Here is a 27,000-nt window from a genome sequence, read left to right on the forward strand (position 1 = left end):
CCCCTATCTGACCGACAATGACCCAAGAAGTAGCGCTCGACGCCGCGCTGGCGCCCGTTGCAGGCCCCCGCGCAACCGCCAGAATCGAAGGAGATCGCGCCAGCATCATCCTTAATGTCACTGGCCTGGATCAGCCATCGCGCGATGAGCTGGAACGCCGTGTGCGCGCGGCTGCCGAGGGGGTCGCGGGCGTCGCCACGGTGCGAATCGCCCAGACCAGCCAGCGAATCATCCGCACCCTGATCGCGGTGGCCAGCGGCAAGGGCGGAGTCGGCAAGTCGACCGTCTCGGCCAGCCTGGCGATCGGGCTGCAGCGGCTGGGGCGCAAGGTGGGGCTGGTCGATGCCGATATCTATGGCCCGTCCCAGCCCAAGCTGATGGGCGTCGAAGGATCGAAACCGACCGCGCGCGACAAGGTGCTGCAACCGGTGCCGACCCCTCACGGCGTGCCGATGCTGTCGATGGGCCAGCTCGTCGCGCCCGATCAGGCGATTGCCTGGCGCGGACCGATGATCGCCGGCGCGCTCGGCCAGATGCTCGACGGCAATTGGGCCGCGCAGGACACCCTCGTGATCGACCTGCCCCCCGGTACCGGCGATGTGCAACTGACCATGGTGCAGAAATACCGCCCGACCGGCGCGGTGATCGTCTCCACCCCGCAGGACCTCGCGCTGATCGACGCGCGTCGCGCGATCGACCTGTTCGTCAAGGCAGGCGTGCCGATCATCGGGCTGGTCGAGAATATGGCCGGCTATGCCTGTCCGTCATGCGGTGAAATCTCCGATCCGTTTGGACGTGGCGGCGCCGAAGCGGCGGCAGCGGAGCTGGGCATTCCCTTCCTCGGTCGCATACCGCTCGATATCGCCATCCGGACCGCGTCCGATGCGGGGAACGCAGGCGAAACCACTGCGTTTGCCGAAGTGAGCCAGCGCGTGTTCGACTGGATACCCAAAGGAGGCTGATGTGCCGTTGACCAGCGATGAGGATATCAGGGCCCTGCTCGACGAGACGCGAACCATCGCGCTGATCGGGGCGTCGGACCGGCCGAATCGCCCTTCCTATGGCGTGATGGCGATGCTGCAGGAGCATGGCTACCGCGTCATCCCGATCAATCCGCAGATCACCGGCGAGCATATCCATGGCGAGTTCGTGTTCCGCGAACTGAACCAGCTCGGCGACCCGATCGACATGGTCGACATTTTCCGCAACTCGGCCGCCGCCGGCGAAGCGGTCGACCAGGCGATCGCGGTGGGCGCAAAAGCGGTGTGGATGCAACTCGGCGTGATCAACGAGGAGGCTGCGGCACGGGCCGAGGCGGCTGGACTGAAAGTCGTGATGGATCGTTGCCCGGCGATTGAAATCCCCAGGCTCGGCGTCGCCAGGCGGAGCTGAACCGACAGGATCTGGACGAACCGGCTTGCATCCGTCCCGACGGCGTGCATTCTGCGCGCTGGCCGGAGGCGATGTCATGCTGGGCGTGTTGTTGTTGGTGCTGATCCAGGCAAGCCCCGCCAGTGCGGCGCCCACCGACGCCGCGATCGAGCAGTATCGCGCATTGACCATGGCTGGCCCGCGTTGCGCCGCATCGACCGATCCGGACGAGATACAGGTCTGTGATCGCCGCCGCGCGGATAATTTCCGCGTGCCGCTGATCGAGCCCGATCCGGGTGACCCCAAGAATGAAGGCGTCCCGGCGGAACGCGAACGATTGCTGGCGCGCAGCAACAATTGCGCTGAGAAATCGAGCTTCCTCGTCGGATGCGGCATGGCCGGCGTAACGGTCGGTACTCGCGGCGTGCAACTCGGCGGCGAACGGCCGATCGCGCCATGATTCTGCTGGCGCTCCTGCTCCAGGCGGCCCCCGCTCCCGAAGAGAAGCCCGTCGCGGCCGATGCCCCGCAAAGCTGGTCGATCCTGGTGCCGGTCGCGAACGAACCTTGTCGCCCGGCGGCAAAGGGGGACGACATCCTGGTCTGCGCCGATCCGCTGCCCTCACAGCGTCTGCCATTACCTGATGAAGCCGTCCCCGATGGCCCCCGCCCTTCAAACCCAAACCGCACCGGCGCTGGTGCGCTTGCGGCAAGTACCGCGCCCTGCGCCACGGAAATGCGTGGCTGCACGGTAGGCTTCGGGCCGCCGATCATGCCGATCGTCCAGGGCCTGGTCGGGCTCGCCCAGGGCGCGCTTGCCAGGCATCCCGACAAGTCCGGACGCGTGCCCATCCCACTCGATGATCCAGCCCCGGTCGCCACGCCAGCAATCCCGGGAAAAGCCAGGGAAAAGAACGATGCGACGCAACCAAGCGGCGATTGAAACGATTAGCATGAAGCTTGGGTCGAACTGGAAATTGTCGTGGTCATTCTATCGCTTCTGTTGCTGGCCACCGCTCCCACCACTGCCCTGCCACCACGACATGCCCGCAAACCCGTCATCGTGACGGTCGCCAAGCGCCGTGCCCGGCGTTCGGCCCGGGGACGGCTGCCGATCAGCATTCCTGCCCGGCTGAGCGTCAATGAATGCGCCGGCAGCATCCTGCCGGGCTGCGCGGCGAAGAAGCAATCGCCCTATCGCCTGTCGACCGACCTTGCGGCGATCGGACCTTCGTCCAAGGATCGCGCCGTCAAGATGGACGGCAGCGATTGCGAAGTAATCGGCTCGAAGGTCTGCCTCTCCAGACCAAGACCAGTGCTGCGCGCCGATTTCCTGCCGACCGGTGCGAAATAGACCTCAACCGGCCCGATCAGTTGAGCCCGATCAGTTGAGGATGTGCATCCACATCGGCTGACCGACCAGGCTTTGCGATCCGCGCAGCTTCTCCAGCGCCTGCGCCACGCTGCGCTCCGGCCCTTCATGCGTCACGATCGCGACGAGCACACTGCCATCGGGCATTGCGCCACGCTGGATCAGGCTTTCGATCGATACGCCGGCATCGCGCATCGCCGCGGCGATTTCCGCCAGCACGCCGACCTTGTCGGTCACGGTGAAGCGCACATAGGCGCGCGCGCGCCGATCGCCGCTGTCCGCGGCCTGATGCGCGGCGAGCGCGTCGGCGGGCATCGCGAACGCCGGGCCATATTCGCCCCGCGCGATATCGATCAGGTCAGCGACCACGGCGGACGCGGTCGGGCCGTCACCCGCACCGGCGCCCTGAAACAGCAAGCGGCCGACGAAATTGCCCTCCGCGACCACCGCGTTGGTCGCGCCGGTGACATGGGCGAGCGGATGGCTGACCGGCACGAGATGCGGATGGACGCGCTGGAACAGGCCATGCGGGCCATCCTCGGCGAAACCGAGCAGGCGGATGCGATAGCCGAGCGCCGCGGCCTCGGCGATATCGGCGGCGATGACGTGACGGATGCCGTTCGCCACCACATCGCCAAAGGCCGGCTGCGTGCCGAAGGCGATGCTCGACAGGATCGACAGTTTGTGCGCGGCGTCGATGCCGTCGATGTCGAAGGTCGGGTCGGATTCGGCAAAGCCCAATGCCTGCGCCTCGGCCAGCACTTCGGCGAAGTCGCGGCCCTCGGCCTCCATCTTGGAAAGGATGAAATTGCAGGTGCCGTTGAGAATGCCATAGACGCGCGCGATCTCGTTCGCCGCCGCGCCTTCGCGCAAGCCCTTGATCACCGGAATGCCACCCGCGACCGCCGCTTCGAACTTCAGCGCGGCGCCGGCCTTTTCGGCGGCGCGGGCGAGTTCGAGGCCGTGATGCGCAATCATCGCCTTGTTGGCGGTCACGAAGCCCTTGCCCGCCGCAAGCGTCGAGCGCGCCAACGCCAGCGCGGGACCATCCGAACCACCGATCAGTTCGACCACAACATCGGCATCGTCATGATGCGACAGCGCCGCCGTGTCATCGACCCAGGCAAAGCGCGACAGGTCGACGCCACGATCCTTGGCGCGATCACGCGCGGAAATGGCGACGATCTCGATCGGGCGCCCCGCGCGCCGCGCGATCAGCGCTCCATTCGCATCGATCAGTCGGATCACGCCCCCGCCGACAGTGCCGAGTCCAGCGAGCGCGATGCGTAGCGGTTTGGTCATTTGGGCCACCCTTTCCGGGCGCGGCCTAACCGATCTTTCCGCCAAGGCAAGCCATCGTCGCGCGGCCGGAGCCTTGAGCGCGATATCAGAAGCCTATGCGAGGGCTGGGGAACGCGTGGCGGGAGATATGTTACACCGTAGATGTAACATATCTCCTCTGCCGCCGTCCGGCGAGAATTCCAGTATAGTTCGTTATAAATCAGCTACTTAATATGGATTTTACATCACCAGATACCGGGCAAGCGGAGTTTCGGGAACATCGGCGTTGCCCGGGCGATGGCGCATCCGCGCGGCTGGTATCGCTTCACAAGCGATCTCCGCTCAGCACCGATGGATCGGATCAAGCGATCGATGCCCTAAACGGCGGCCCATGGATCATAGTTGCCGAAGCTCCAGACATTGCCTTCGAAGTCTCGCGCCGAATAACCGCGCCCGCCATAATCCTGGTCGACCGGCTCAAGGAAGATTTCCGCGCCCGCCGCGCGAGCGCGATCGGCATGCGCATCGACATCGGCGACGATCAGGTAGAGCGACATGGTCGCGCCGCCAGCCTGGGCAACGGTGGTGATTCGGCCGCCCTGCGCAAAGGGGCTGTCCACGACCGACGACAGCATGATCATCCGGTCCTGCCAGAGCAGCTGAGCGTGGTGGATGAGGGCCGGGTTCGCATCGTCGGCAAAGACCGCGTGGCGCGTGAAACCGAACGCGTCGCATAAAAAGGCGATCGCACGCGCCGCATCGGCATAGCGCAAATTGGGAATCAGTTCGTGTCGCATGGCAAGCTCCTCGGGTTACCGGGAGGGCCTAGCCGGGCTCTCGCACGGCGTATTGGATCAAACGCACCTCAATGCTCGACCAACCCGCCGCTCTCCCCGAGCAAGCGGGCGACAAATGTGCTGGGCGTAATCCCGGCAAATTCGCGGAATTCGCGGATCAGGTGCGACTGGTCGCAATAGCCGATATCATGCGCCAATCCCGCCCAGTCGGGATCCGGCATGGCGCTGACCATGCGCGTTACGCGGTGGAATCGTAACAGCCGGCGGAAGCTGCGCGGGCCGATGCCGACATTGTCCCGAATCCGGTCGGCCAGATGCTTGCGGCTCCAGCCGACCATATCGGCAACCGTGCGCAAATCGAGATCAGGGCGGTGACTCACCAGCGCCAGGGCATGGTCGTTGATCGCGGCAAGCGGTCGGGTCTCAGCCATGCGCGTCACCAGCGCCGCATCGAGCAACGCGATCCGCGCGTCGCGCGATCGCGCCTCGACCAACTCCATGCCAAGCTGTCGTGCGGCCGGTCCCAGCACCGCGTCGAGCGGCACCACCCGGTCGAGCAGCAAATGCATCGGCACCCCGAGCAACCGCCGCAGCGTGGTGAGCGGCAGGAAGACATGCATGCCGCACTGCGTACCATTCGACCGCGACAGCGCGGGCTGAAGATGAACCCCCGCTACAAAAGCCTCGCCCATGCCGAGCTCGAGGATGTTGCCGTCGCCGCCGATGATGGTGATCGGATCGCCGAGATTGACGATCAGCACCCCTTCGCCATGCGGCAATTCCCGCCGGGCGGTAAAGCCGCCGGTGCGCTCGGTATAATCGCAATAGCCGTTGATCAGCCCGGCGAGCGCCGGTGGCGGCGCGATATGCGCCATGCTCCAGGCATTGACGCCATCGTCATGCACATCGAATCGGGTCAGGCGCGCGCCGGGCACCCCGAACCACTCACTTCTTGACCAGGCCGATCTCGACCAGCCGCTCATGCAGATAATCGTGCGCGGTGATCGGGGTCGGATAGCGATTGGGATGATCGGCATCGACGCAGCCGGGCAGCGTCTCGATCAGGAAATCGGGCGCCGGATGAAGGAAGAACGGCATCGAGTAGCGCGACACGCCACGGCGTTCGGGCGGCGGATTGACCACGCGATGCGTCGTCGAGGGCAGGACGTGATTGGTCAGCCGCTGCAACATGTCGCCGACATTGACCACCATCGCGCCCTCGGGCGGCTTGATCGCGAGCCATTTGCCGTCGCGGTCAAGCAGTTCGAGGCCAGCCTCCTCCGCGCCGAGCAGCAGCGTGATGAGGTTGATGTCCTCATGCGCCCCGGCGCGCACGCCCTCGGCATTGGCGGGAATCGGCGGGTAGTGCAGCAAGCGCAGCACGCTGTTGCCGTCGCCGACGGCATGGTCAAACCAGTTGGGCGCGAGGCCGAGATGGCGGGCGATTGCCGATAACAGCCGGTCCCCGGCACGGTCGAACGCTTCGAACAGTTCGAGAAACACCGGCTTGAACCCCGCCGGCTCGGTCGGCCAGACATTGGGCGACATCTGCGCGGCAAAACGATGCCCGGCGGGCAATTCGCGGCCGACATGCCAGAATTCCTTCAAATCGACCGCGCTCGCGCCTTTGGCGATTTCGGTCTTGAACGGGGTATACCCGCGCGCGCCACCGCCACCGGGTGCATGATAGCTGCGCTTCTCCGCTTCGGGCAGCTCGAACAGCGTCCTGGTTTCGGCCCAGGCGCGTTCGATCAAATCGGCGGGAATGCCGTGATCCGCGATCACCGCGAAGCCGAAGCGTTCGAACGATCCGCCAAGCGCCGCGGCAAAGGCTTTCGGGTCGGCCGCCTCGTCGTTGAGCGAGAGCGCGGGCACCTGAGCGGCGGGAGTATCGAGCATGGCTGTTCGTCCGTATGGGGCTTCAATCGACCTAGATAACAAGCCCAACGCCGAACGAACAGCCTCGCTCCTCAGGCCGGGATACCGAAGCGCTCGATCACGTCATCGAGCGGCACCTGCCCGAGCATGGCGCCCGAGCCTGCAGGGCCTTCGTCATCCTCGATCGCCACAGCGAAGCGGACTGCCGGAAGCGCCTCGATCCGACTGCGCAAGGCCGCCAGTCGCGGATAGTCCGACGAGTCGATCGCCTGGTGGAATTCGGCCCAGCGCGCCACGCCGATCAGCACCAGATCGGCCAAAGTGGGCCGGTCGCCAACCAGGAACGGCGTATCGCCGATCGCCGCCTCAAGCTTCGCGTGACGGTTGGCGACCGCCTGTCGCCCGTAGCGGCGCAACGCCGCCTGCAAGTCCGGGTCGGGCGGGCTCATTTCGAGTGCGGCCCATAACGGGCTGAACGCGCCGGTGAAGCCGCTGTTGATGAAGCCGATCCACTGATGCATGCGATCGGCATCGGGCGTTCCGGCGGCAAAGCTGATCCGGCGGTCTGTATCGCGCGCCTCGAGCCAGGCCGCGATCGCCATGGTCTCAGTCAGTACATGCCCGTCGTCCATGACCAGAACCGGGGTTTCCTGGCGCGGGTTGAGGCGCGCATAGGCGTCATTCTTCATATCGGCGAGCATGTCGACGCGTGTGAGGTGATAGGGCTGGCCGAGCAGTTCGAACGCGGCGACGAGCCCCATCGAGCTTCCCAGCGGGAAGCCATAGACGAGTATCGGGTCCATTGGATTTTCCTGATGATGTAAGCGGGTCGCTGCGCAGCGACGCTTGATCTAGGATCTCTCCGCCCCAAGTAAATTACGCACAATTTTGTAACCAGACGGAGCGCCCATGAAACATGTCGTCTCGCGCTGCCCGATCGCCGGGGCGATGCAAGTCCTGAGCGGCCGCTGGCCGACGCTGCTGCTTTATTATCTGAAAGAGGGCACCAAGCGGTTCAGCGACCTGCAGCGCGACAATCCAACCGTTTCGCATCGCATTCTGGCGCTCGAACTGCGCAAGCTGGAGGCGGCGGGGATCGTGCGCCGTACCGAGCATGACGGCTATCCGCTGCGCGTCGATTATGCGCTGACCGAGGCCGGGTGGCGGCTGGTACCACTGATCGATGCGATCGGCGGCTGGTGGGAAAACCTTCAGGCGGGCAGCGATTTGCCCGCGCCCAAGATTGCGATCGACGCCTGACGCTGCGCCGTGGCGGATTGATCCGCCCCGTTTTCGTGCCAACCGCCTAGTCGCTGAGCAGGATCGTGCCCTTGGCGTGATCGGCGCCCACCGGCGCGAGCTCGAGTTTGAACGGCTTGTCCTTTTCAGTCGTGCCGGTCAGCCCGGTGCCGTCCACCTTGACCTTGAAGCCGGCATCCTTGTTGAGCCGCTGCAGGAACCAGTCCTGCACCGCTTTCGGGGTTCCGGGGCTGTCAAAGCTGATCCGCACCCGGCCGGAATCGGTGCCCCCCTTGCCGCCGTCCTTGGCGTCGACGTTCATCGCCGAGATGGTCGATCCGGGATAGAGTTTCACACCGTTGAGATCGAAATCCCCGGCGTCGAGCTTCATTTTGGGCAGCTTGAGTTTGCCGGAGAAGCCCGGGACGTTGACCGATACCTGCCCATCCTTATCGACCCCGGCGACCATATTGCCGTCAGTGCCGGAGGCGTTGATCGAGATCGTCGTGCCGTCCCCGCCCGAATCGCAGGCAGCCAGAGGTAAAGCGAGAATCAGCGCAGCAGCGAATGTGCGAAGCATGGCGAGCCTCCAGAGTGTTATATCAGAGCAACACACTACAGACCCGCCATGGCATTCGTCAAGCGATCAACCGAGCAGTCGTTCCATGGTCTTTTCGTGCAGCCAGATGTTCATTGTCGCGGTGTCGTCCTGATCGCCGGTATAACCGAGTTCGGTGGCGAGCGTCTTGCGGGCATCGAGACTTGAATCGAGGCCCAGCGCCTTCATCAGATCGACGATCGAGGTCTTGTAGTTGAGTGTTTCACCACGCGCGGCGGCACGGTCGGCCAATACGGCTTCGATCGCTTCGCGCGACGGAGCCGGTTTGGCGGGCGGCGGCGGTGCTGCTTCAACCGGGGCAGCTGCTTCGGCGGGGGCAGCCGGAGCTGGCGCCGCTTCTTCATGACCGAAAATGGCGTCCTTGATTGCGCCGAATATGCTCATGTCCGTCTCCTCCTTGAGGACCGTCAGGGTGGTCCTGCCGGCCTGATACCATAATCATCGGCATGGCGCGCCGGTTCCGTGGGACATAATCGGGGGGTGACCTCCCGTGCCGCATCTGCGAGGGGCATGCGCATGGACGCGACTCAGCCCGGCCCCGAAACGCGCCAGCGCGATACGCCACCACTCGGTTTCCGCGAATTCGTCGCGCTGATCGCGGGCTTGATGGCGCTGACCGCGCTCGGCATCGATTCGATGCTGCCGGCGCTGCCCGCGATCGGCCAGTCGCTCGCCATCGCGACCGACAATGAGCGCCAGTTCATCATTACCGTCTTCCTGATCGGCTTCGGTACCGCGCAACTCGTCCATGGTCCGCTCGCCGATCGCTATGGCCGCAAACCGGTGCTTGGCGTGGCACTCGCCGCCTATGTCATCGCCAATGTGATCGCGGCCTTTTCGGGCAGCTTCATGCTGTTGCTGGTCGCGCGCTTCATCGGCGGAACGGCGATCGCCGCGTCGCGCGTGGTGACCGTCGCTTTGGTACGTGATTGCTATTCGGGCCGGGCGATGGCGCGGGTGATGAGCCTGGCCTTCATCGTCTTCATGGCAGCACCGGTGATCGCGCCGACCTTCGGCCAAGCGGTCTTGCTGGCCGGCAGTTGGCGGCTGATCTTCTGGGGTATCGCCGCAGTCAGTACCGCGATCCTGATCTGGTTCTGGTGGCGGATGCCCGAGACGCTGCACGAGGCGGATCGGATGCCCTTGTCGGCGGCGCGGCTGTTCGGCGGATTCCGTCTGGCGATCACCGATCGCTGGTCGATCGGCTATACGCTCGCCTCGACCGCGCTGCTCGGCGGGCTGTACGGCTATATCAATTCGATCCAGCAAATCCTGTTCGACACCTTCCACCGCCCCGACCTGCTGGTCATCGTCTTCGCGGTGACCGCCGGCACGATGGCGCTCGCCAACCTGCTCAATTCCCGCATCGTGATGCGAGTCGGCACGCGGCGTATTTCGCACACCGCGCTGACCGTCCTGATCCTGCTCGCCGGCACGCATCTGCTGATCGCCTGGGCAGGGTATGAAACGCTGTGGAGCTTCGCGATCCTTCAGGCGCTGATGATGGGCTGTTTCGGCCTCGCCACGGCAAATTTCGGCGCAATGGCGATGGAGAATATGGGTCATATCGCCGGCACTGCCTCCAGCGTGCAGGGATTCATCACCGTCACCGCGGGCGCGCTGCTCGGCGCATTGATCGGGCAGAGCTTCGACGGCTCGACGGTGCCGCTCTATATCGGCTTCTTCTCCGCTGGGTTGGTCGCACTGGCGATCGTCGCGGTGGTCGAGCGCGGACGGCTGTTTCGTCCCAGTTAAGTGTGGCTCGTCGCATGCCGACGGAACTCTGACCCCTGCCCTACCGTTCGCTACTTCAACCGGCTATCATGTCGGACGGGAGACGAGAGATGACTATGGGCGGCTATCAGGTACCGGGCGACGGCACCGGCGACGACGGGTTCGAAGAAGAAGGCTATGACGAAAGTCAGCGCGCCGAAATCCTGGAATTCACGCGCGACGGGCCGAGCGACGGCACGATCCTGACCGACCTGATCCCCGACACCGGCGATGACGAGGAAGACGACGAACTCGAAATGAGCAGCGACGAGGTCGGCGAAGACGATGACGAGGATGTCAGCGACGACGACGATGACGATGAGGACGATCTGCAGGAAGATTTCGAAAGCGGTACCCTGGCTGATGACGACTCGCTCTCCGATGCCGATGATGTGGCACTGAAACCCTGAGGTCATAGCGGCGCGGCGCGGATTGACCGCGCCCGCCTCATCGGTCCAGCATGGCGGTCGCAACAGGAGCATTGCCATGCCCAGCGATCCCCGCGTCGATACCTATATCACCGCTTGCGCACCCTTTGCTCAGCCGATTCTCACCTGGTGCCGCACGCGGTTACATGCCGTGCTGCCCGAGGTTGAGGAGACGATCAAATGGGGCATGCCGAGCTTCATGTACCATGGCAAACCGCTCGCCGGGATGGCAGCGTTCAAGGCGCATGCGAGCTTCGGATTCTGGAAGCGCGAGGCGTTGGCCACCGGACGCGAGGGCGAGGCGATGGGTCAGTTCGGCAAGCTCACCGCGACTGGCGACCTGCCCGATGAGGCCGTCTTCGATGCGTTGATCCGAGAAGCGGCGGCGCTGGTCGATGCGGGCGCCGGCGGGCGGACTCGCGCTGCGCGACCACCCAAGCCTGAAGCGGAGGTGCCACCCGAGCTGGCCGAAGCGCTGGCCGATGACGACTTTGCAGCCGCGACGTTCAATGCTTTTCCGCCAAGCTGCCGCCGTGAATATTGCGAATGGATCGGCGACGCCAAGCGCCCGGAAACCAGGGCGAAACGCACCGCTGAAACGATCGGATGGCTGCGCGAAGGCAAACGCCGCAACTGGAAATATGAGAATTGCTGAACCCTCTTGCGGGCCGGCAAGAGTATGTTACGTTGTAACATCTTTTGTCAGACAGGAGGATGCCATGGCTGCTCGTGCGATAAAATATGGTCCGGCTCGCAGTGAAAATACCGAGCCCTTTTCCGACCTCAACATCACGCCGCTGATCGATGTGCTGCTCGTCCTGCTGGTGATGATGATCCTGACCATCCCGATCATGACGCATAAGGTGCCGGTCGACCTGCCGCAGGGCATTATCACTAACCCCGCTACCGTGACCATCCACCGCATCGATCTCAACGCCAATGGTTCGCTGACCTGGGACGGCGCGCCGATCGCCGATGCGGCGCTGCCCGCGCGGCTGGCCGGATTCATGAAAGAGGACAATGCCCAGTTGCAGATTCGCGCCGCTGCCACCGCGCGCTACGAGCGGTTCGACCAGACGCTGGCGACGATCAAACGCGCCGGCGTGACCCGGCTCGGCTTTGTCGGCAATGAGCGCTACGCCAAGTTTGGCGACCTCTGAAACTTCCGGCCGCAGTTCGACGCATTTGACGGAACTGGGAGGGATTGATCTTCGTTAAGATGATCCCTTCCCAGACTCATGACGAGGTCCGCCATGCGCCCGCTTTTCGTGCTGCCCTTGTTGCTAGCCGGATGCGCGCCCGCAGCCGAACCGCCCGGAAACACCGTCGACATCAATTCGGCGGCCAGCCAGGCGCAAAACAGTATCGACAGCTATGCCGCCAATTCGGTCGATGACGCGTCGAATGTCGCGGCGGATGCACCGGGATCAGTGCCAGCGCCGACGGCCACTCCAGGCAACGCGATCGAGCCGCTCAATCCGCCCGCGCCGGGGGAACCCGGCGGACTGCCCGACGATCGCACACCTGTATCCGAAGCGCCCTTCACCCCCGACAGCGCACAGGGCGCGGCGAATGTCGTGCAAACCTATTATGCCCTGCTCGGCGAGGGGAAATACCGTCAGGCCTGGGCGTTGTGGGGCGATGGCGGCAAGGAATCGGGCATGGGTGCCGATGCCTTTGCCGCGAGCTTCGCCAAATATAGCGAGTATCACGCGAATATCGGCGCACCCGGCGATGTGGATGCCGGCGCAGGCCAGCGCTATGTCACCGTGCCGGTACAAATCTATGGTCGGCTGAAGGCAGGCGCCAAGCCGGTATATATGCTCGGGAGCGTGACCCTGCACCGCGTCGGCGACATCGACGGCGCGACGCCGGCGCAAAAAAGCTGGCATATCAAGAGCGCTGACATCAAGCCGAAACCCTAGGGCCGGATGATCTCCTCCGGCACGCCGGAGACTTAGGGCAATGCCGACGATCCTGCTGCTGGTCGCATCCAACATCTTCATGACCATTGCCTGGTACTGGCATTTGAAAGGTGGGATGGCGAAGCCGTTACTGCTGGTCATCCTGATCAGCTGGGGCATCGCGCTGTTCGAATATTGCCTGGCCGTGCCCGCCAATCGGTTCGGCTATGCCGCCGGTTGGAGTGGCGGACAGTTGAAGGTGACGCAGGAGGCAATCGCGCTCCTCGTCTTCGGCATTTTCATGGTGACGGTGCTGGGCGAACCGGTCGGCTGGCGCCATCTCGGCGCACTGGTTTGCCTGGTCGGTGCGGTCGCATTCCTGTTCGCGGGGAAATAGCCCTAGCCGCCCGATCGCATCGAATTGGCGAGAATCATGAGGTCGCTATTGTTGACCGCGTCGCCCAGCGCATCTTCGCCGCCATTATCGGCGGATACCGGCTTCGCGGCGGGCGCATAGCCCGCGACATCCACCGCAGTCCATAATATGCCGCACGCCCAAAAGAGCGCGGCCCATCGGCTGCGGAAGAGGCGGCTGAACATCATCATGCCGCCTTACGCCTGTACGGTTAACAGGCCGCTCGCACGGGCGGTTAACGCTTGGGGGCCGGATGTTGCCGCCCGGCCCCTGCGCTCAGCGTTCCACGATCAACGCCCCATAGTCAGCGGTTATCGAGTTGCGACCGCACCGCGGCCAGGCCGAGGCGCGTGATGCGATAGGGCTGCCCGCCCATGCTCGCAATCAATGCGCGGCGGCGCAAGCGGCGAAACAGCGCGAGCGAGCAATCCGCCAGGCGGTGTCCTTCACGCGTGAAACAGTCGGTCGCGACGATGCGTTTGCCGTCTTCGTCCCAGCGGTGAACGATGCGTCCACCCTGAGCCAGCGCGTGCAACACGCGCTGTTCGTATTTCGAGATATTCATTGGAAATCATGACCCCGGATCTGGGGTTGGCCCGACGCGGCAATCCACCCGACCGGGAAAGTGCCGGACGGGCGATGCGACGCACGATGCCGATCCACCGGAAGCTATGCTCCGGGTCGGCGATCAGCGGGCGACAATTTCCTTCATGAACCACTCCGGGGTGAACGCGGACCGTATAGAATCTATAGCCGGTGACGGTCAATCGGCGCGCTGCCGGTACTCGCCTCGACCGTACGAGACTGGTTTCCCGCCTCGCGCGCCGCACGCGCGATGCGCTCGGCGGATCGCCTTGCCGCATCAGGCGTTAGCGACACGGCGAGACCGTCCGGTCCGTCGAGCATCACCTCGCCCTGTTCCGCCGTGGCCTCAGTGGGCGTATCGTGAGGAGATTTGCTGGTCACGCTGTTTTCTCCAAACGTTAGAGGCTATTAACGTCAGATCGCGCCATGTGTTCCGGCGCTGGAGGGTTTCATGATCACTCGGTTGTTCCTGCAGACTCATCGCACACCGATCCTGACCGAAGAGGATGCCGGTGCGCTCGAGGCGGCATGTGCCCGCACTCAGGACTTTGCCGCCAAGCGCATTATCGTACGCGAACAGACGCCGCTGACGCAGTGCACATTGCTGCTCAACGGTTTCATCGAACGCTTCAAGGATACCGCCGAAGGGCGTCGCCAGATCCTTGCCATCCATGTGCCGGGCGATTTCGTCGACTTGCACAGCTATCCGCTCAAGCGCCTCGAACATTCGGTCGCGGCACTGACCCCGGTGACGATCGCAACGTTCCCGCATGCCGCGATCCGTGCGCTGACCGAGCGATCGGCGGCGCTGACCGAATTGCTGTGGCGATCGACTCTGGTCGATGCGGCGATCAACCGCGAATGGATCGTCTCGGTCGGCGCCCGCTCCGCCGCCGCGCGGCTCGCGCATCTGTTCTGCGAAATGTTCACCCGCCTTGAACGGATCGGCATGACGCGCGGCCTGGAGTTCGACTTTCCGGTGACGCAGATCGACCTGGCCGATGCGACCGGGCTGACCGCAGTCCATGCCAACCGCATGCTGCGCCAATTGCGCGAACAGGGGCTGGTCGAATTCCGCCAGGGTCTGGTGAAGATCCTCGACTGGGCTGCGTTGAAGGACTTTGCCGGGTTCGATACCGGCTATCTTTTCTTCGATTGATCGCACCCTTTAGCACTCCGGTTACCAGTGCCTGGTTAGGGATATACCCAAAAGAAGGGCGCGCGGGACCATGCGGCACGATCAGGCGTTTCGCCACAGGCCGCCGCGCGTGCGCGATGGAAGTGCCGCGTCATTGTTGCGGCGCAAACGGTTCTGGCGACCCGGTCTGGCCAGCATCGCGATTCTCGACCTTGGTGCGGGGTTTGTGATCGGTCAGGGCATCGACTGGACCGACCGGGCGCGGTTCGAGCGGCTGGTTGCGAGCATGACGGCCGACCCCAGGGCGCCTGCCGTCGTTGGAACCAGACTCGCCCGGTGCCATAATAGCGGCACATGCGCTGCCGCGCGGCCAGATCGCGCGCCGCTCACCCGGATGGCGCAACGCTAAAAAATCCTGTCACTAGGTGTCGCGATTGTGCCACGGTGCGGCATGACGCTTTGCCCCCTCGTCCCCTCGCCGCCGGCTTGTGCCACCACGGCAGCGATCCCAGGCATCCTCCCCATCCTCGCCCCATCTTCTCAAGGGTAATCCTTATGGCCACCGCCCCCGCCACAACCTCAACCACAAGTCGCCCACTCGCCGAGCTCACCATCCGCGGCATCATCCTCGGCGCACTGATCACGATCGTGTTCACCGCGGCCAATGTCTATCTCGGGCTAAAAGTCGGCCTGACTTTCGCAACCTCGATCCCGGCGGCGGTGATCTCGATGGCGGTGCTGCGCTTCTTCAAGAATTCGAACATCCTGGAGAACAACATCGTCCAGACGATCGCCTCGGCGGCAGGCACGCTGGCGGCGATCATCTTCGTGCTGCCCGGCTTGATCCTGGTCGGCTGGTGGACCGGTTTCCCCTATTGGACGACCGTCGCGGTCTGCGCGGTGGGTGGTATTCTCGGCGTGATGTTCTCCGTTCCGCTGCGCCGCGCGCTCGTCACCGGATCGGACCTGCCCTATCCCGAAGGCGTCGCGGCCGCCGAGGTGCTGAAGGTGGGCTCCGGATCCGTCGAGGGCGATGTCGAGAATGCCAAGGGCCTGCGCGTCATCATCCTCGGATCAGCGATTTCGGCCATTTTTGCGCTGCTCGCATCGATGAAGCTGGTCGCGTCCGAAGCGGCGAAGAATTTCAAGATCGGCGGCAGTGCAACCGGCGTTTCGACCAGCTATTCGATGGCGCTGATTGGCGTCGGCCATCTTGTCGGCCTGTCGGTCGGCGCGGCGATGTTCTTCGGGTTGATCATCTCCTGGGCCGGGCTGGTACCGTATCTCACCTCGTTCAACGCCTTTGCCGATCCGGTCGACGCCGTGGTCAACACCGTATTCCGCAGCCAGGTGCGTTTCATCGGCGCGGGCACGATCGGCGTGGCCGCGGTCTGGTCGTTGCTACGTATCATCGGGCCGATCATCGGCGGGCTGCGCTCAGCCATGGCTGCATCGCGCGCGCGCGCCGAGGGTTCCACACTGGAATTGACCGAGCGCGATCTGCCGATCGGTATCGTCGGCGCGTCGATCCTGCTCACCCTGCCGCCGATCGCATGGCTGTTGTGGAGCTTTTCCGCCGGTGGCCCGGTGCATGACTATCCGCTCGCGGTGATCGGCGGCACGTTGCTCTACATCCTGATCGTCGGCATCCTGATCGCTGCGATCTGCGGCTATATGGCCGGGCTGATCGGGGCATCGAATTCGCCGGTTTCGGGCGTCGGCATCCTCGCCGTGCTTGGCGCATCGCTGCTGCTCGTGGCGATCTTCGGCTATTCGACCGACGTCGCGCGCACCAATGCACTGATCGCCTATGCGTTGTTCACCACCGCGATCATCTTTTCGGTCGCGACCATCTCCAACGACAATCTCCAGGATCTGAAGACAGGGCAACTGGTCGGTGCGACGCCGTGGAAACAGCAGGTCGCGTTGGTCATGGGCGTGATCTTCGGTTCGCTGGTCATTCCGTGGGTGCTCGATCTGCTGAAGGACACGCTTGGCTTTGTCGGCATGCCGGGCGCCGGCCCCAATGCGCTGTCCGCCCCGCAGGCGGCATTGATCTCGTCGCTCGCCAAGGGCGTGCTCGGCGGCGACCTCGACTGGAGCCTGATCGCGATCGGCGCCGGGATCGGCGTGGTCGTGATCATCATCGACGAACTGCTCGGTCGCACCGGCAAGATGCGCTTGCCGCCGCTCGCGGTCGGCATGGGCATTTATCTGCCGATGGCGCTCACCTTGCTGATCCCGATCGGCGCGGTGATCGGCCATTTCTACGATCGCTGGGCGAAACGCTCGTCCAATCCCGGATTCGCGGAGCGGCTGGGCACGCTGGCGGCAACCGGGCTGATCGTCGGCGAAAGCCTGTTCGGCGTGGCGTTCGCCGGCATCGTCGCCTGGTTCAATCGCGGATCGCCGCCGCCGATGCCGCCGATCGATGCACCGCTCGCCGTGGTCGGTGCGGGATTCGAGCCGATTGCGATGTATGCCGCGCCGCTGCTCTTCGCGGCGCTGATTGCACTGCTGTACAATCGGACCAAATCGCTGGCGCGGTGACCAGCCCGCCGTCATGCTGAACGTGCGTCAGCATGACGGTACCGGCTAGCGCGTCATCCCCGCCAGCAATTCCTTGATCTGTATGAACGCGAACGCCACCGAGCTGTCGGCCACGCCATAGGGCACGAACAGCGTCTCGCCATGGCGGATCGCCCCGCAGCTATAAACCACATTGGGCACATAGCCCTCACGGTCCTGATCGGCGGCGGCGAGGATCGGCTGGCTGGTGCGACCCAGCACTCTGGACGGATCATCCTTGTCGAGCAGCACCGCGCCGATCGAATATTTACGCATCGCGCCGACGCCATGCGTCAGCAGCAGCCAGCCCTCGTCGAGTTCGATCGGCGGGCCGCAATTGCCGATCTGCACCAGCTCCCAGGGATAATGCGGCTCGAGCAGCTTCTCGCCTTCGTCCCAATGCGTCAGCGTGTCGGATTTGATCAGGAACAGATTCTCACCGTCCTGCCGCCCGATCATCATATATTGGCCGTTCACCTTGCGCGGGAACAGGCCCATCCCCTTGTTGCGCGACGCGGCGCCCGTCATCGGCACCAGGTCGAAGGCGCGGAAGTCGCGCGTACGCAGCAGCTCCGACTGAATCTTCGAGCCATTATAGGCGGTATAGGTGCCCAGCCATTCGACGCTGCCATCTTCATGCGTGAAATGGACCAGACGCAAATCCTCCAGCCCCTTGGACTGGGCGGCGGTGATCGGGAAGATCACTGTGCCCGACAAGGTCGAATCGCGGTGGCGATAAACGGTGATCGGTCCCTCGGGGATCTCTTCCTCGTCCATCCCGACCGCGTCGGTCGCGGTGGCGAAAGGCGGCTCGGGTGCGAGCTTCATCTCGTTCTTCGCGGTGATGATCCCCTCGCGAAAGGCGACCGAGGAGATATGCCCCTCGCCCACCGCGCGTAAGGACATCAGGATGCGCATCGACCCCTTGGGCATGCCCGACTGGTCGAAATGCGGCACCGCGCTGGGGTTCATCAGCGCGGCGGCGGCATAGCTGTACTCGTGGCAGAAATAGGCGCCGATCAACTGACGCTTCTCATCGCCGATCTCAGTGCCGTCGAGGCCGAGCATTTGCTCGATCTCATCATAGCGAGTCATGAACACACGCCGCGTCTGCCAGTGGCGCGCCTCGAAATCCTTCAGCACCGCTTCGAGTTCGGCGCGGGTCTGCGCCGTGTCCATGTCGAGCACTTCGCGCACCAGCCGTTCGGTGCGGTGCCCGCCATTCCCGCCCCAGGCGAGATGGAAGGGCCGCACCACGACGCGCGACGGATCGGCATAGAGCCGCAACGAGTGACGAAAAATATCGACCAAGATCAGCCTCGCGTGCAACGCCCCGCGGCGTCGTTAGCGAGGCTATGCGACGGCGCGGTCCGGTCCTGCCACGCTTTCGCTTGCCTTTGAAAGCCCCGAAATGGCGCAAGAGGCCAATTGCAGCGCCAAAATCGACTCGGCGCCCTGATTCCGGTTCAGACCGGTTGGCATCAGCCCGTCGAAACAGCCGCCATCCTGCGCGGTGGCGAGCGGCAGGTCGAGATCGTTCTGGCCAAGATACCAGCGATACGCCTTCACCGCCTCCTCGACCCAGCGCCGGTCGCCGGTCGCCTTGAATGCGGCGGCACAGGCATCGATCGTCGCCTGCGCCTCGAGCGGCTGCTGGTCGAACGGCAGCGGATCGGCATAAGGTCGCCCGAAACTCTCGGTGCCGATCGCACGGAAGCGCCCCTCCGGCGTGGTTTGCTGCTGCGTGATCCAGTCGAGCGTCGACAGGCCGGTTCGAAGCAGGTCGTCGCGACCGAGCATCATGCCGGCGCGGATCAGCGCCTCGGGCAGACGCGCATTGTCATAGGCCAGGACGATCTCGAACCATTCCCATTCCGGGCGGCGCGTTTCCTCGACCAGAGCCAGCAGGTCGTTGGAGAAACGTTCGAGGATATTGCGCGCAAGACTATGGCCCGGATGCGCGCCGAGCATCGCGGCTGCACCAAGCATCGCAAAGGCCTGCGCCCGCGGACTGCCCAGGTCGAAAGCGAGACTGGCGGTCTCGTCGAACAAACGCACCGCCCAGTCGCGATGCTTTGCCGCGGTCGCGCGCTTCGCGGTGACGCCAAGCGCCCAAAGCGTGCGGCCGTTCGAATCCTCCGACCCTTCATCCTCACACCAGGTGCGATCGAAATTCATGAAGTTGCGGAACCGGCGATGATCCGGGTTCCAGGCATATTGGACGAACGCAGCGTACACCGTCATCCATTTGTCGCGGACCTGCTCGTCCATATCCTCGATCGCGGTCATCAGCATCAGCGCGCGGACATTGTCATCGATGCAATAACCGTGACGGCGATCGGGCACCGACAGGATCGCATGCTGGAGCATGCCGGTCATGTCGCTCATCCGCTCGACCGCGGAGAAATCGGGCGCGAGCGGGGTGAAGATCGACTGAGTCTTGGACAATCGGCGCGGCTTGGCCGCGACCATCGCCTCGATCTCGCGCATCGCGGTCTCCGCCAGCACCGGCCAGATCATGGTCCGGCCGCGCGCATAAGCGCGTTCCGACAGCTTGACGCGATTGCGCTCGCTGCCGAGCAGCGCATTGATCTCGCGCGCAAACGCCGCGCTGTCGCCGAAATCGACCAGCACGCCATGCCCGTCAGCCAGGATTTCGGTGGCATGGACATAGGGGGTAGAGACCACCGCCTTGCCCACGCCGATCGCATAGGACAGCGTGCCCGAGGTGATCTGCGCCGGGTTCACATAGGGCGTGGCATAAATGTCCGACGCCTGCAGATAGTCGATCAACTCATTATGTTCGAGAAAGGCGTCGATGAACTCGACATTGGCGGCAACGCCGAGCTCCTCGGCCAGCGCCTTCAGCCGGTCACGATATTTCTCGCCTTCATGCGCGACGAGATTGGGATGAGTCGCGCCCAGCACCGCGTAGAGCGTGTCGGGGTTGGCCTCGACGATCGCCGGCAAGGCCTCGATCAGTGTCTCGATGCCCTTGTTGGGCGCGAGCAAGCCAAAGGTCAGGACAGTCTCGCGCCCCTCCCAGCCGAACTGCGCCTTCAGCGTATTGGGGTCGACGAAATCGCGATCGGGCACGCCATGCGGAATCATCACGATCGACCGCGGATTCGCGGCATAGACGCGCTCCAGTATCTCACGGCCCTTTTCGGCCATCACGATCACGCGTGCGGCACGGCGTAACAGCCCCTCCATCACGCGACGCTCGTCGGCGCTGGGCTTTTCGAGGATGGTGTGGAGCGTGACGATGACTGGAATCGACACCCGGTCGAGCAAAGCGAGGATATGTTCGCCGGCGGCCCCGCCATAAATGCCATATTCGTGCTGCAGCCAGATCGCCCTGGCGCCGCTCTTCTCAATCGCGCGGGCGGTGTCGAGATAGGCGACCCGCTCCTGCTGCGGGATGCTGCCGGTCACTTCGGGCGGATAATCGTAAAGGCCGGGATGGTCGTCCATGGCATAGACATCGACCTGAAGGTCCGGGTAACGGCCCTTCAACGCGGTAAATGTATCGGTAGTATATGTTGCAAGGCCGCATTTGCGCGGCAGGAAGTTGCCGATCAGGGCAAGGTGATCGATAGACGCTACGACATCCTTTTGGAGCGACATTTCAATCCTTCCGAGTGCGAAAGGGGTCTTTCACCCCATCCATGCCTTCTCCGAACGGCCAGATGTGAATATGGTTGCAGTCATGCTGCAGCGCAACAAGTGAATCTGACTGATTGAAATCAATCTTGACGCCGGATGAACGGATTCCCGGGACGAACTGAAAAATTCAACCCCGGCCGCGATAGCCCGGCACGTCCTGGCTGGGCAGCCACATGCCGGCGGGCGGCTCTCCCGACTGCCAGAACACATCGATCGGGATACCGCCGCGCGGATACCAATAGCCACCGATTCGCAGCCACACCGGCGCCATTTCCGCGAACAGCCGCTCGCCGATGCCGACGGTACAATCCTCATGAAATGCCTGATGATTGCGGAACGCGCCGAGGAACAGCTTCAGCGACTTGGATTCGACGATCGTCGCGCCCGGCGCATAATCGATCACGAGATGCGCGAAATCGGGCTGCGACGTCACCGGGCACAATGAGGTGAATTCGGGCGCGGTGAAGCGCACCAGATAAGGCCGGCCGAGGCGCGGATTGGGCACATAATCAAGCACCGCATCCTCCGGGGAGGCGGGCAGCACGCTGGTCTTGCCGAGATGGGTCGGGGTCATGGTGGCCATATAGGAGCCCGGGAACCGCCCGTCACCCCGTGGCGGATCCCGCCATCGCTATGGGGTCGGCGTTGCCGCTTCCGGCGCCTTGCCTTCCGGGGCCGGTACGACCGGCACCGGTGCCGCAGGCACCATGGTCACGGGTGCCTCCGCTGTCGCGGATACCGGCGCGGGCGGCGGCGTCGCGGGTGCGGCGACCGTCCCGGGCACGCCAGCCGCTGCCGATGTCGCCGTCACGGGCGCAGGCGCGGTCGCCGGTGTGACGGGGTGTTCCGGCAAGCGATGCCCGGACCAGCTCGGGCTGTGAAGGTGATCGATTTCGGCCTTGCGCTTGCGGAGGTAATCATCCCGCGTCGCGGCATAGGGATCGGTGGCCGTATGCAGCACGGTCAGCTTGTCGTCGAAGGTCACCCGATAATCCAGCGCGCTCAGCGTGTTCATCGGCAGGGTGTAATAAAGCTTGTTGAACGGGGTTCCGACGCTGACCGGCAGGATGAGCCGATCGATCGTGATCCCGAAAAGATCGCGCGCCGTGGTCGGCCCGATCAATGGCAGGAAGAAATACGGCCCCGGCTTCACGCCATAATAGCCCAGCGTATTGGCCAGGCTGTTCGGGCGATGCGGGAGCTTGAAGGGACGGCGCTTGGCCATGTCGATCGTTCCGGCAAGCCCGATCGTGGAATTGATCGCAAAGCGGCCCAGCGTCTCGGCCGCTTTTCCCGGCTTCAGCTGCAGCAGGTAATTCAGGAAGACGATCGGTTCCTGCACATGATCGAGGAAATTGTGAATGCCGTTGCGTATCGGCTTGGGAATGGCCTTTTTATAACCGTTGGCGACCGGGCCGACAAAGGCGCGATCGATCGCCTGCACCGCCTTGTAGGATTCGACATTGACCCGTTCGGCCGGATCGCCGGGAGAGCGCCGTCGCGCCGAGACGAGAATATCGTCATCGACCAGGCCGCCGCCGGACACTTGCTGCGCCGCCGGATCCACCGCCGCGTCGGGCGTTGCCGGGTTTTGGGCGGCCGGAGCCACGGGCAAAGCCTCTGGCGGGGTGCCGGCCGCGACCGACGGGGGAGTCGTCGGCGCGGGCGCCGGCTCCAATGTTGGTACAGGGGATTCCGGTGCCGCGACCGGGGCTTGCTGACCGCTCGCCGTTTGGATCACGACTGGCGGGATCGGCGCTTCGACAGCGGACAACGGCAAATTTGCGAACAGCACCACCGCGCCGAATACAGGAACCATTATTTCTTTATCTCCTGCCGCAGACCGGCATATCGCGCTCCTTGGACACGATTCGCTTTCACGAACCCGCCCGCGCGCGACTCAAATATTGGCCGCGAGCCAATGATCAATACTCTAACCTGTAATAAATAGACCAACATCCTTTGGCCAACCCCGGAATCGGTCACCCCGGGAATCGATCGGACTGTCGCGGTTCGCTCAAAACCGTCTGCCGCGCAGCGGTCGCCAAACCATTGCGGTGATTGTGTTTGGACCCTAGTGATCCGCTATCTGCAAGGGAGATGGTAATGGACTCGCTGGTGACGACCGAATGGCTCGCGAACGAACTGGGCGCGAACGACCTGCGTATCGTCGATGCCACCTATGTGCTGGCCGGCGACAAACGCGACCCGGCGGCCGAATATGAAGCAGCGCATATTCCCGGCGCGGTGTTCATGGATCTTGCCGAGCTGGCCGACACCAATACCGACCTGCCCTCGATGCTGCCGCCGCCCGAAAAATTCGCCAGCCGCATGCAGTCGCTCGGCCTGGGCGATGGCAGCCGCGTCGTCCTGTACGACGATTCCCCCTATCACACCGCGGCGCGCGCCTGGTTCATGCTCCGCACCTTCGGCGCGCATGACGTCGCGATCCTCGATGGTGGCCTCGCCAAGTGGAAGGCCGAAGGCCGCGACACGGCGAGCGGCAAGGAGCAGTTGCGCCACCGTCACTTCACCGTCTGGGCCGATGACAAGGGCGTGCGCAATCTGGCCCAGATGAAGGCCAATCTCGACAGCGGCGCGGAGCAGGTGCTCGACGCACGCTCGGCGGCGCGCTTCTCCGGTGCGGAGCCGGATCCGCGTCCGGCGACACATGCCGGCCATATCCCGGGATCAAAGAACCTGCCGCAGGGCGAGCTGTTCAACGCCGACGGCACCTACAAGCAGGGCGACGAGTTGAAGGCCGCGTTCGCGGGCGCCGGGATCGATCTGGCCAAGCCCCTGGTCACCACCTGCGGCTCGGGCATTACCGCCTCGGTGCTCGCCTTTGGTGCGCATCTGCTCGGCAATGAAGCGGCGGTCTATGACGGCAGCTGGTCCGAATGGGGCGCGGACAGCTCGACGCCCAAGGCGACCGGCGCCCAGTGAGCGCAAAAGCGTGACGAAAGAGACAGGCCGCCCGAAAGACGACGCGACCCGCGTCGTTTCCGCCGGGCGGCGCAAGGAATGGACCGGCGGGATCGTCAACCCGCCGGTCTGGCGCGCGTCGACCATACTCTATGATTCGGTCGCGGAGCTGCGCGAACGCGTATCGGATACGCATCACCGGCTGTTCTACGGCCGTCGCGGTACGCCGACGCAATGGGCGCTGGCCGATGCGCTGACCGAGCTCGAACCGGGCGCGGAAGGCACTTTCCTCTATTGCTCGGGCGTCGCGGCGCTCGCGGCAGCCTTGCTCTCGGTGCTGTCGCCCGGCGACGAACTGCTGCTGGTCGACACCGCCTATGACCCGACCCGGTCGATGGCGAACGGCTTGCTCAAGCGCATGGGCATCACGACGCGCTTCTACGACCCGATGATCGGCGCCGGCATCGCCGACCTGATCGGCGACAAGACGCGCGCGATCCTGATGGAAAGCCCCGGCAGCCTGACCTTCGAGGTGCAGGACATTCCCGCGATCGTCGCGGCGGCGAAGGCGCGTGGCGTGACCACCTTGCTCGACAATACCTGGGCCACGCCCCTGCTCTTCCCGGCAATCGCGCACGGCATCGACCTGAGCGTGCTCGCCTGCACCAAATATGTCGTTGGCCATTCCGACGTGATGCTCGGATCGGTCACTGCCGCGCCGGGGCATTTCGGCAGGCTGCGCGACACCAGCCTGCAACTTGGCCAGGTGGCGAGTCCCGACGATTGCTGGCTCGGCTCGCGTGGGCTGCGCACCATGGCGATCCGGCTGAAACAGCATGAGGCCAGCGCGCTGACCATCGCGCGCTGGCTGCAGGAACAGCCCGAGGTCGCGGCAGTGCTGCACCCGGCTTTGCCCGATTGCCCCGGCCACGACTTTTTCGTGCGCGACTTCAAGGGCGCATCGGGCCTGTTCTCCTTCACCCTCGCCGGCGGCAACGAAGCGGCCCGCGCCGCGCTGATCGATGGGCTCGAACTTTTCGGCATCGGCTATAGCTGGGGCGGATTCGAGAGCCTGGCGCTGCCGGTCGATCCGATGCGCTATCGCAGCGTGACCAGGCGCGACGATGATGGGCCGATGGTCCGGCTGCAAATCGGGCTGGAGCATGTCGACGACCTGATCGCCGACCTTTCCGCCGGCCTGGCGCGTTTTCGGACGGCCGCTTCGACCCGCTGAAGCGATGATGGATTAACCCCCGTTCGGTTCCAGCGACGTCGAGTAACAAGCCTAAAACGCTGCTCGAATGCCCGCGACCCATGGGGCAATGCAAGCCGATAGCGCGCCAACCACTGTTGCAACGCAGCAACACAATATTGCTGGATTGTGTCCCCTTGGTAGAATTATGTTGTGCTGCAGCAAATTCTAGCCGACTTTGAGATACCGATCGGGGAAGCGGCGCGGGGAGGATCAATCCTTTCGACAGATGCGCTACCCGGCGGACGCAGGTGTGGAACCAGATCTTAATTGAAAGGGTATCCATGCGCCGTATTTCCATGATCAGCCTTAGTGCGCTGATGATCGCCAACGCCGTCCCGGCGTTCGCCGAGACCAACCCGGCGGCCCCGGAAGCCGTCACCACCGTCGTCGACGAAACCGCGCCGGTCGCCACTCAGGACGCGGCACCCGCCGAAACCGCCGCGCCCGCATCACCCTTCACCATCTCCGCCAATGCGACTCTGGTCAGCGATTATCGCTTCCGCGGCTTTTCGCAGAGCGGCGAGAATGGCGCGATCCAGGGCACGATCAACCTGAACCATGAAAGCGGCTTTTATATCGGCACGTTCGGTTCGAGTGTGGGCTTTGCCGGCCATACCGAAGTCGATCTCTATGGCGGCTACACCAAGACGATCAGCGGCATCACGCTCGACGGCGGCCTGCTCTATTATCTCTATCCCAAGAAGGGCAATGCCGACACCGACTTCTTCGAACCCTATGTGAATGTCAGTGGCACGCTTGGCCCGGTCACGGCGAAGGTCGGCGCGAATTTCGCCTGGGGTGGCCAGGCGGCGCTGGGCGACAAATCGGCCATCTATCTCCACGGCGACCTGACCACGGCGATCCCGAAGACGCCATTCGGCCTCGCCGCGCATATTGGCTATGCCAAAAGCGACGCCTTCCCAGGCGGCATCGACGGAAAGGTGATCGATTATTCGATCGGCGCGACCGCGACCTATAAATCGCTGACCTTCGGCGTGACGTACGTCAACACCGACCAGACCAATTCGACCCGAGGCGGCCTGTATCCCCGCGGCTATAAGGAGAGCATCGGCGCCGATGGCGCGGTGGTGTTCAGCCTGACCGCAGCGATGCCGGCGGCCGGATCGGACACATCGGCCCCGTCGTCGATCAAGATCACCGGCGGCGCGACTCTGGTCAGCGACTATCGCTTCCGTGGTTTCACGCAGAATAACGAGAATGCGGCGATCCAGGGCACGATCAACCTGACGCATGAGAGCGGCTTCTATGTCGGCACCTGGGCATCGAGCATTGGCTTTGCCGGCAATACCGAAGTCGATCTCTACGGCGGCTATTCGAAGACGATCGGCGGCATCACGCTCGACGGCGGCCTGCTCTATTATCTCTATCCCAAGCACGGCAATGCCGACACCGACTATTTCGAGCCCTATGTGAATGTCAGCGGGACGCTCGGCCCGGTGACAGCAAAGGTTGGCGCGAACTATGCCTGGGGCGGCCAGGCAGCGCTTGGCGATAAATCAAGCATCTACTTCCACGGTGATCTCACTGCCGCGATCCCCAAGACGCCGTTCAGCCTGGTCGGCCACCTCGGCTATGCCAAGAGCGACAGCTTCCTGGGCGGCGTGACCGGCGATGTGGTCGATTATTCGGTCGGCGCGACAATGGCGTGGAAGGCGCTGACCTTCGGCGTTTCCTACGTCAACACCAACGAGACAAACGTCCTCAACGCCAAGGAATTGCTCGGCGCGGACGGCGCAGTGATCTTCTCGATCGGCGCGTCCTTCTGA

Annotated in this window: 32 protein-coding genes; 18 read left to right on the top strand and 14 right to left on the bottom strand. The window is 64.0% G+C overall.

What is annotated here, in order from left to right:
* Nucleotides 1-17 precede the first annotated feature (17 nt).
* From OO12_RS20415 to OO12_RS20435, 5 genes are all read left to right on the top strand, one after another.
* Nucleotides 18-962, top strand: a complete 945-nt coding sequence (locus OO12_RS20415) for an Mrp/NBP35 family ATP-binding protein (RefSeq protein ID WP_034160560.1) — start codon at nt 18-20, stop codon at nt 960-962.
* A gap of 1 nt (nt 963) precedes the next feature.
* Entirely contained in the window at nt 964-1,392 is a 429-nt protein-coding gene (locus OO12_RS20420) for a CoA-binding protein (protein WP_034160561.1), read from the top strand.
* A 76-nt stretch (nt 1,393-1,468) separates the two neighbouring features.
* Complete coding sequence (locus OO12_RS20425; protein WP_034160562.1) at nt 1,469-1,831, top strand: hypothetical protein; 363 nt, start codon at nt 1,469-1,471, stop codon at nt 1,829-1,831.
* Entirely contained in the window at nt 1,828-2,313 is a 486-nt protein-coding gene (locus OO12_RS20430; protein ID WP_052216105.1) for a hypothetical protein, read from the top strand. The genes OO12_RS20425 and OO12_RS20430 overlap by 4 nt, the downstream gene beginning before the upstream one ends.
* A 39-nt stretch (nt 2,314-2,352) precedes the next feature.
* Nucleotides 2,353-2,724: a hypothetical protein gene (locus tag OO12_RS20435; RefSeq protein WP_034160563.1), complete on the top strand. Its 372-nt coding sequence runs from the start codon at nt 2,353-2,355 to the stop codon at nt 2,722-2,724.
* Between the two features lie 30 nt (nt 2,725-2,754).
* On the opposite strand, the gene OO12_RS20440 is transcribed toward OO12_RS20435, so the two are convergent.
* The 5 genes from OO12_RS20440 to OO12_RS20460 all read right to left on the bottom strand — a co-directional run bounded on the left by OO12_RS20440 (nt 2,755) and on the right by OO12_RS20460 (nt 7,501).
* A complete protein-coding gene (locus tag OO12_RS20440) occupies nt 2,755-4,044 on the bottom strand; it encodes a homoserine dehydrogenase (protein WP_034160564.1) in 1,290 nt (429 codons plus the stop codon).
* Between the two features lie 356 nt (nt 4,045-4,400).
* Nucleotides 4,401-4,820 (bottom strand): VOC family protein, encoded by a 420-nt coding sequence (locus OO12_RS20445; protein WP_034160565.1) that lies wholly within the window; start codon nt 4,818-4,820, stop codon nt 4,401-4,403.
* Between the two features lie 68 nt (nt 4,821-4,888).
* Nucleotides 4,889-5,755 carry a helix-turn-helix domain-containing protein gene (locus OO12_RS20450; RefSeq protein WP_052216106.1) on the bottom strand — a complete coding sequence of 289 codons (867 nt, stop codon included), beginning with the start codon at nt 5,753-5,755 and terminating at the stop codon, nt 4,889-4,891.
* A gap of 10 nt (nt 5,756-5,765) precedes the next feature.
* Nucleotides 5,766-6,719 (bottom strand): isopenicillin N synthase family dioxygenase, encoded by a 954-nt coding sequence (locus OO12_RS20455; RefSeq protein ID WP_034160566.1) that lies wholly within the window; start codon nt 6,717-6,719, stop codon nt 5,766-5,768.
* Between the two features lie 71 nt (nt 6,720-6,790).
* Nucleotides 6,791-7,501: a glutathione S-transferase family protein gene (locus OO12_RS20460; RefSeq protein ID WP_034160567.1), complete on the bottom strand. Its 711-nt coding sequence runs from the start codon at nt 7,499-7,501 to the stop codon at nt 6,791-6,793.
* A gap of 106 nt (nt 7,502-7,607) precedes the next feature.
* On the opposite strand from OO12_RS20460, the gene OO12_RS20465 reads away from it, so the two are divergent.
* Nucleotides 7,608-7,958 (top strand): winged helix-turn-helix transcriptional regulator, encoded by a 351-nt coding sequence (locus tag OO12_RS20465; RefSeq protein ID WP_034160568.1) that lies wholly within the window; start codon nt 7,608-7,610, stop codon nt 7,956-7,958.
* A 46-nt stretch (nt 7,959-8,004) separates the two neighbouring features.
* Here the strand turns inward: OO12_RS20465 and OO12_RS20470 are convergent, their stop codons facing one another.
* Complete coding sequence (locus OO12_RS20470; RefSeq protein ID WP_034160569.1) at nt 8,005-8,517, bottom strand: hypothetical protein; 513 nt, start codon at nt 8,515-8,517, stop codon at nt 8,005-8,007.
* Between the two features lie 66 nt (nt 8,518-8,583).
* Nucleotides 8,584-8,940, bottom strand: coding sequence for a DUF3597 domain-containing protein (locus OO12_RS20475; RefSeq protein WP_034160570.1), 357 nt, complete (start codon nt 8,938-8,940; stop codon nt 8,584-8,586).
* A gap of 132 nt (nt 8,941-9,072) precedes the next feature.
* Between OO12_RS20475 and OO12_RS20480 the strand changes: the two genes are divergently transcribed.
* The 6 genes from OO12_RS20480 (at nt 9,073) to OO12_RS20505 (ending at nt 13,058) form a co-directional block, all read left to right on the top strand.
* Entirely contained in the window at nt 9,073-10,311 is a 1,239-nt protein-coding gene (locus tag OO12_RS20480; protein ID WP_052216131.1) for a multidrug effflux MFS transporter, read from the top strand.
* Between the two features lie 95 nt (nt 10,312-10,406).
* Nucleotides 10,407-10,739 (top strand): hypothetical protein, encoded by a 333-nt coding sequence (locus OO12_RS20485; RefSeq protein WP_034160572.1) that lies wholly within the window; start codon nt 10,407-10,409, stop codon nt 10,737-10,739.
* 76 nt (nt 10,740-10,815) lie between these two features.
* Nucleotides 10,816-11,412 (top strand): YdeI/OmpD-associated family protein, encoded by a 597-nt coding sequence (locus OO12_RS20490; protein WP_034160573.1) that lies wholly within the window; start codon nt 10,816-10,818, stop codon nt 11,410-11,412.
* Between the two features lie 64 nt (nt 11,413-11,476).
* On the top strand, nt 11,477-11,917 hold the full coding sequence (locus OO12_RS20495; protein WP_052216107.1) for an ExbD/TolR family protein: 441 nt from the start codon (nt 11,477-11,479) through the stop codon (nt 11,915-11,917).
* A gap of 93 nt (nt 11,918-12,010) precedes the next feature.
* Complete coding sequence (locus OO12_RS20500) at nt 12,011-12,682, top strand: hypothetical protein (protein WP_082006682.1); 672 nt, start codon at nt 12,011-12,013, stop codon at nt 12,680-12,682.
* A gap of 40 nt (nt 12,683-12,722) precedes the next feature.
* Entirely contained in the window at nt 12,723-13,058 is a 336-nt protein-coding gene (locus tag OO12_RS20505) for a DMT family protein (protein ID WP_034160575.1), read from the top strand.
* Between the two features lie 2 nt (nt 13,059-13,060).
* On the opposite strand, the gene OO12_RS20510 is transcribed toward OO12_RS20505, so the two are convergent.
* From OO12_RS20510 to OO12_RS27625, 3 genes are all read right to left on the bottom strand, one after another.
* Complete coding sequence (locus OO12_RS20510) at nt 13,061-13,261, bottom strand: hypothetical protein (RefSeq protein ID WP_235364916.1); 201 nt, start codon at nt 13,259-13,261, stop codon at nt 13,061-13,063.
* 119 nt (nt 13,262-13,380) lie between these two features.
* Nucleotides 13,381-13,641 carry a YjhX family toxin gene (locus tag OO12_RS20515; RefSeq protein WP_034160577.1) on the bottom strand — a complete coding sequence of 87 codons (261 nt, stop codon included), beginning with the start codon at nt 13,639-13,641 and terminating at the stop codon, nt 13,381-13,383.
* 182 nt (nt 13,642-13,823) lie between these two features.
* Nucleotides 13,824-14,042 (bottom strand): hypothetical protein, encoded by a 219-nt coding sequence (locus tag OO12_RS27625; protein ID WP_082006683.1) that lies wholly within the window; start codon nt 14,040-14,042, stop codon nt 13,824-13,826.
* 70 nt (nt 14,043-14,112) lie between these two features.
* Here OO12_RS27625 and OO12_RS20520 point away from each other — a divergent pair, with 70 nt between their 5' ends.
* The 3 genes from OO12_RS20520 (at nt 14,113) to OO12_RS20530 (ending at nt 17,349) form a co-directional block, all read left to right on the top strand.
* Nucleotides 14,113-14,820, top strand: a complete 708-nt coding sequence (locus OO12_RS20520; RefSeq protein WP_034160578.1) for a Crp/Fnr family transcriptional regulator — start codon at nt 14,113-14,115, stop codon at nt 14,818-14,820.
* 109 nt (nt 14,821-14,929) lie between these two features.
* Nucleotides 14,930-15,208 (top strand): hypothetical protein, encoded by a 279-nt coding sequence (locus tag OO12_RS20525; protein ID WP_160296863.1) that lies wholly within the window; start codon nt 14,930-14,932, stop codon nt 15,206-15,208.
* Nucleotides 15,209-15,354: 146 nt separating this feature from the next.
* On the top strand, nt 15,355-17,349 hold the full coding sequence (locus OO12_RS20530) for an OPT family oligopeptide transporter (RefSeq protein WP_034160580.1): 1,995 nt from the start codon (nt 15,355-15,357) through the stop codon (nt 17,347-17,349).
* Between the two features lie 45 nt (nt 17,350-17,394).
* On the opposite strand, the gene OO12_RS20535 is transcribed toward OO12_RS20530, so the two are convergent.
* From OO12_RS20535 to OO12_RS20550, 4 genes are all read right to left on the bottom strand, one after another.
* Nucleotides 17,395-18,678 carry a glycoside hydrolase family 130 protein gene (locus tag OO12_RS20535; RefSeq protein ID WP_034160685.1) on the bottom strand — a complete coding sequence of 428 codons (1,284 nt, stop codon included), beginning with the start codon at nt 18,676-18,678 and terminating at the stop codon, nt 17,395-17,397.
* A 42-nt stretch (nt 18,679-18,720) separates the two neighbouring features.
* The gene (locus OO12_RS20540) at nt 18,721-20,994 is read right to left on the bottom strand and encodes a glycosyltransferase family 4 protein (protein ID WP_034160581.1); all 2,274 of its coding nucleotides are present in this window, start codon (nt 20,992-20,994) and stop codon (nt 18,721-18,723) included.
* Between the two features lie 166 nt (nt 20,995-21,160).
* Nucleotides 21,161-21,607, bottom strand: a complete 447-nt coding sequence (gene queF, locus OO12_RS20545) for a preQ(1) synthase (RefSeq protein WP_200887524.1) — start codon at nt 21,605-21,607, stop codon at nt 21,161-21,163.
* Nucleotides 21,608-21,664: 57 nt separating this feature from the next.
* On the bottom strand, nt 21,665-22,852 hold the full coding sequence (locus OO12_RS20550) for an MlaA family lipoprotein (protein WP_052216108.1): 1,188 nt from the start codon (nt 22,850-22,852) through the stop codon (nt 21,665-21,667).
* Nucleotides 22,853-23,139: 287 nt separating this feature from the next.
* Between OO12_RS20550 and sseA the strand changes: the two genes are divergently transcribed.
* The 3 genes from sseA (at nt 23,140) to OO12_RS27630 (ending at nt 27,000) form a co-directional block, all read left to right on the top strand.
* Nucleotides 23,140-23,979 carry a 3-mercaptopyruvate sulfurtransferase gene (gene sseA / locus OO12_RS20555; RefSeq protein WP_034160583.1) on the top strand — a complete coding sequence of 280 codons (840 nt, stop codon included), beginning with the start codon at nt 23,140-23,142 and terminating at the stop codon, nt 23,977-23,979.
* 10 nt (nt 23,980-23,989) lie between these two features.
* Nucleotides 23,990-25,192: a cystathionine beta-lyase gene (gene metC / locus OO12_RS20560; protein WP_034160584.1), complete on the top strand. Its 1,203-nt coding sequence runs from the start codon at nt 23,990-23,992 to the stop codon at nt 25,190-25,192.
* Between the two features lie 302 nt (nt 25,193-25,494).
* A complete protein-coding gene (locus OO12_RS27630) occupies nt 25,495-27,000 on the top strand; it encodes a TorF family putative porin (RefSeq protein ID WP_152616552.1) in 1,506 nt (501 codons plus the stop codon).

It is taken from the genome of Sphingomonas sp. ERG5 (genome assembly GCF_000803065.1).
Classification (GTDB): Bacteria; Pseudomonadota; Alphaproteobacteria; order Sphingomonadales; family Sphingomonadaceae; genus Sphingomonas.

Coding starts and splice junctions, on each gene's coding strand:
- OO12_RS20415 (WP_034160560.1), top strand. CDS start 18: ATGACCCAAGAAGTAGCGCTCGACGCCGCGCTGGCGCCCGTTGCAGGC.
- OO12_RS20425 (WP_034160562.1), top strand. CDS start 1,469: ATGCTGGGCGTGTTGTTGTTGGTGCTGATCCAGGCAAGCCCCGCCAGT.
- OO12_RS20430 (WP_052216105.1), top strand. CDS start 1,828: ATGATTCTGCTGGCGCTCCTGCTCCAGGCGGCCCCCGCTCCCGAAGAG.
- OO12_RS20440 (WP_034160564.1), bottom strand. CDS start 4,044: ATGACCAAACCGCTACGCATCGCGCTCGCTGGACTCGGCACTGTCGGC.
- OO12_RS20445 (WP_034160565.1), bottom strand. CDS start 4,820: ATGCGACACGAACTGATTCCCAATTTGCGCTATGCCGATGCGGCGCGT.
- OO12_RS20455 (WP_034160566.1), bottom strand. CDS start 6,719: ATGCTCGATACTCCCGCCGCTCAGGTGCCCGCGCTCTCGCTCAACGAC.
- OO12_RS20460 (WP_034160567.1), bottom strand. CDS start 7,501: ATGGACCCGATACTCGTCTATGGCTTCCCGCTGGGAAGCTCGATGGGG.
- OO12_RS20465 (WP_034160568.1), top strand. CDS start 7,608: ATGAAACATGTCGTCTCGCGCTGCCCGATCGCCGGGGCGATGCAAGTC.
- OO12_RS20470 (WP_034160569.1), bottom strand. CDS start 8,517: ATGCTTCGCACATTCGCTGCTGCGCTGATTCTCGCTTTACCTCTGGCT.
- OO12_RS20475 (WP_034160570.1), bottom strand. CDS start 8,940: ATGAGCATATTCGGCGCAATCAAGGACGCCATTTTCGGTCATGAAGAA.
- OO12_RS20480 (WP_052216131.1), top strand. CDS start 9,073: ATGGACGCGACTCAGCCCGGCCCCGAAACGCGCCAGCGCGATACGCCA.
- OO12_RS20485 (WP_034160572.1), top strand. CDS start 10,407: ATGGGCGGCTATCAGGTACCGGGCGACGGCACCGGCGACGACGGGTTC.
- OO12_RS20490 (WP_034160573.1), top strand. CDS start 10,816: ATGCCCAGCGATCCCCGCGTCGATACCTATATCACCGCTTGCGCACCC.
- OO12_RS20495 (WP_052216107.1), top strand. CDS start 11,477: ATGGCTGCTCGTGCGATAAAATATGGTCCGGCTCGCAGTGAAAATACC.
- OO12_RS20500 (WP_082006682.1), top strand. CDS start 12,011: ATGCGCCCGCTTTTCGTGCTGCCCTTGTTGCTAGCCGGATGCGCGCCC.
- OO12_RS20505 (WP_034160575.1), top strand. CDS start 12,723: ATGCCGACGATCCTGCTGCTGGTCGCATCCAACATCTTCATGACCATT.
- OO12_RS20510 (WP_235364916.1), bottom strand. CDS start 13,261: ATGTTCAGCCGCCTCTTCCGCAGCCGATGGGCCGCGCTCTTTTGGGCG.
- OO12_RS20515 (WP_034160577.1), bottom strand. CDS start 13,641: ATGAATATCTCGAAATACGAACAGCGCGTGTTGCACGCGCTGGCTCAG.
- OO12_RS20520 (WP_034160578.1), top strand. CDS start 14,113: ATGATCACTCGGTTGTTCCTGCAGACTCATCGCACACCGATCCTGACC.
- OO12_RS20530 (WP_034160580.1), top strand. CDS start 15,355: ATGGCCACCGCCCCCGCCACAACCTCAACCACAAGTCGCCCACTCGCC.
- OO12_RS20540 (WP_034160581.1), bottom strand. CDS start 20,994: ATGTCGCTCCAAAAGGATGTCGTAGCGTCTATCGATCACCTTGCCCTG.
- queF (WP_200887524.1), bottom strand. CDS start 21,607: ATGACCCCGACCCATCTCGGCAAGACCAGCGTGCTGCCCGCCTCCCCG.
- OO12_RS20550 (WP_052216108.1), bottom strand. CDS start 22,852: ATGGTTCCTGTATTCGGCGCGGTGGTGCTGTTCGCAAATTTGCCGTTG.
- sseA (WP_034160583.1), top strand. CDS start 23,140: ATGGACTCGCTGGTGACGACCGAATGGCTCGCGAACGAACTGGGCGCG.
- OO12_RS27630 (WP_152616552.1), top strand. CDS start 25,495: ATGCGCCGTATTTCCATGATCAGCCTTAGTGCGCTGATGATCGCCAAC.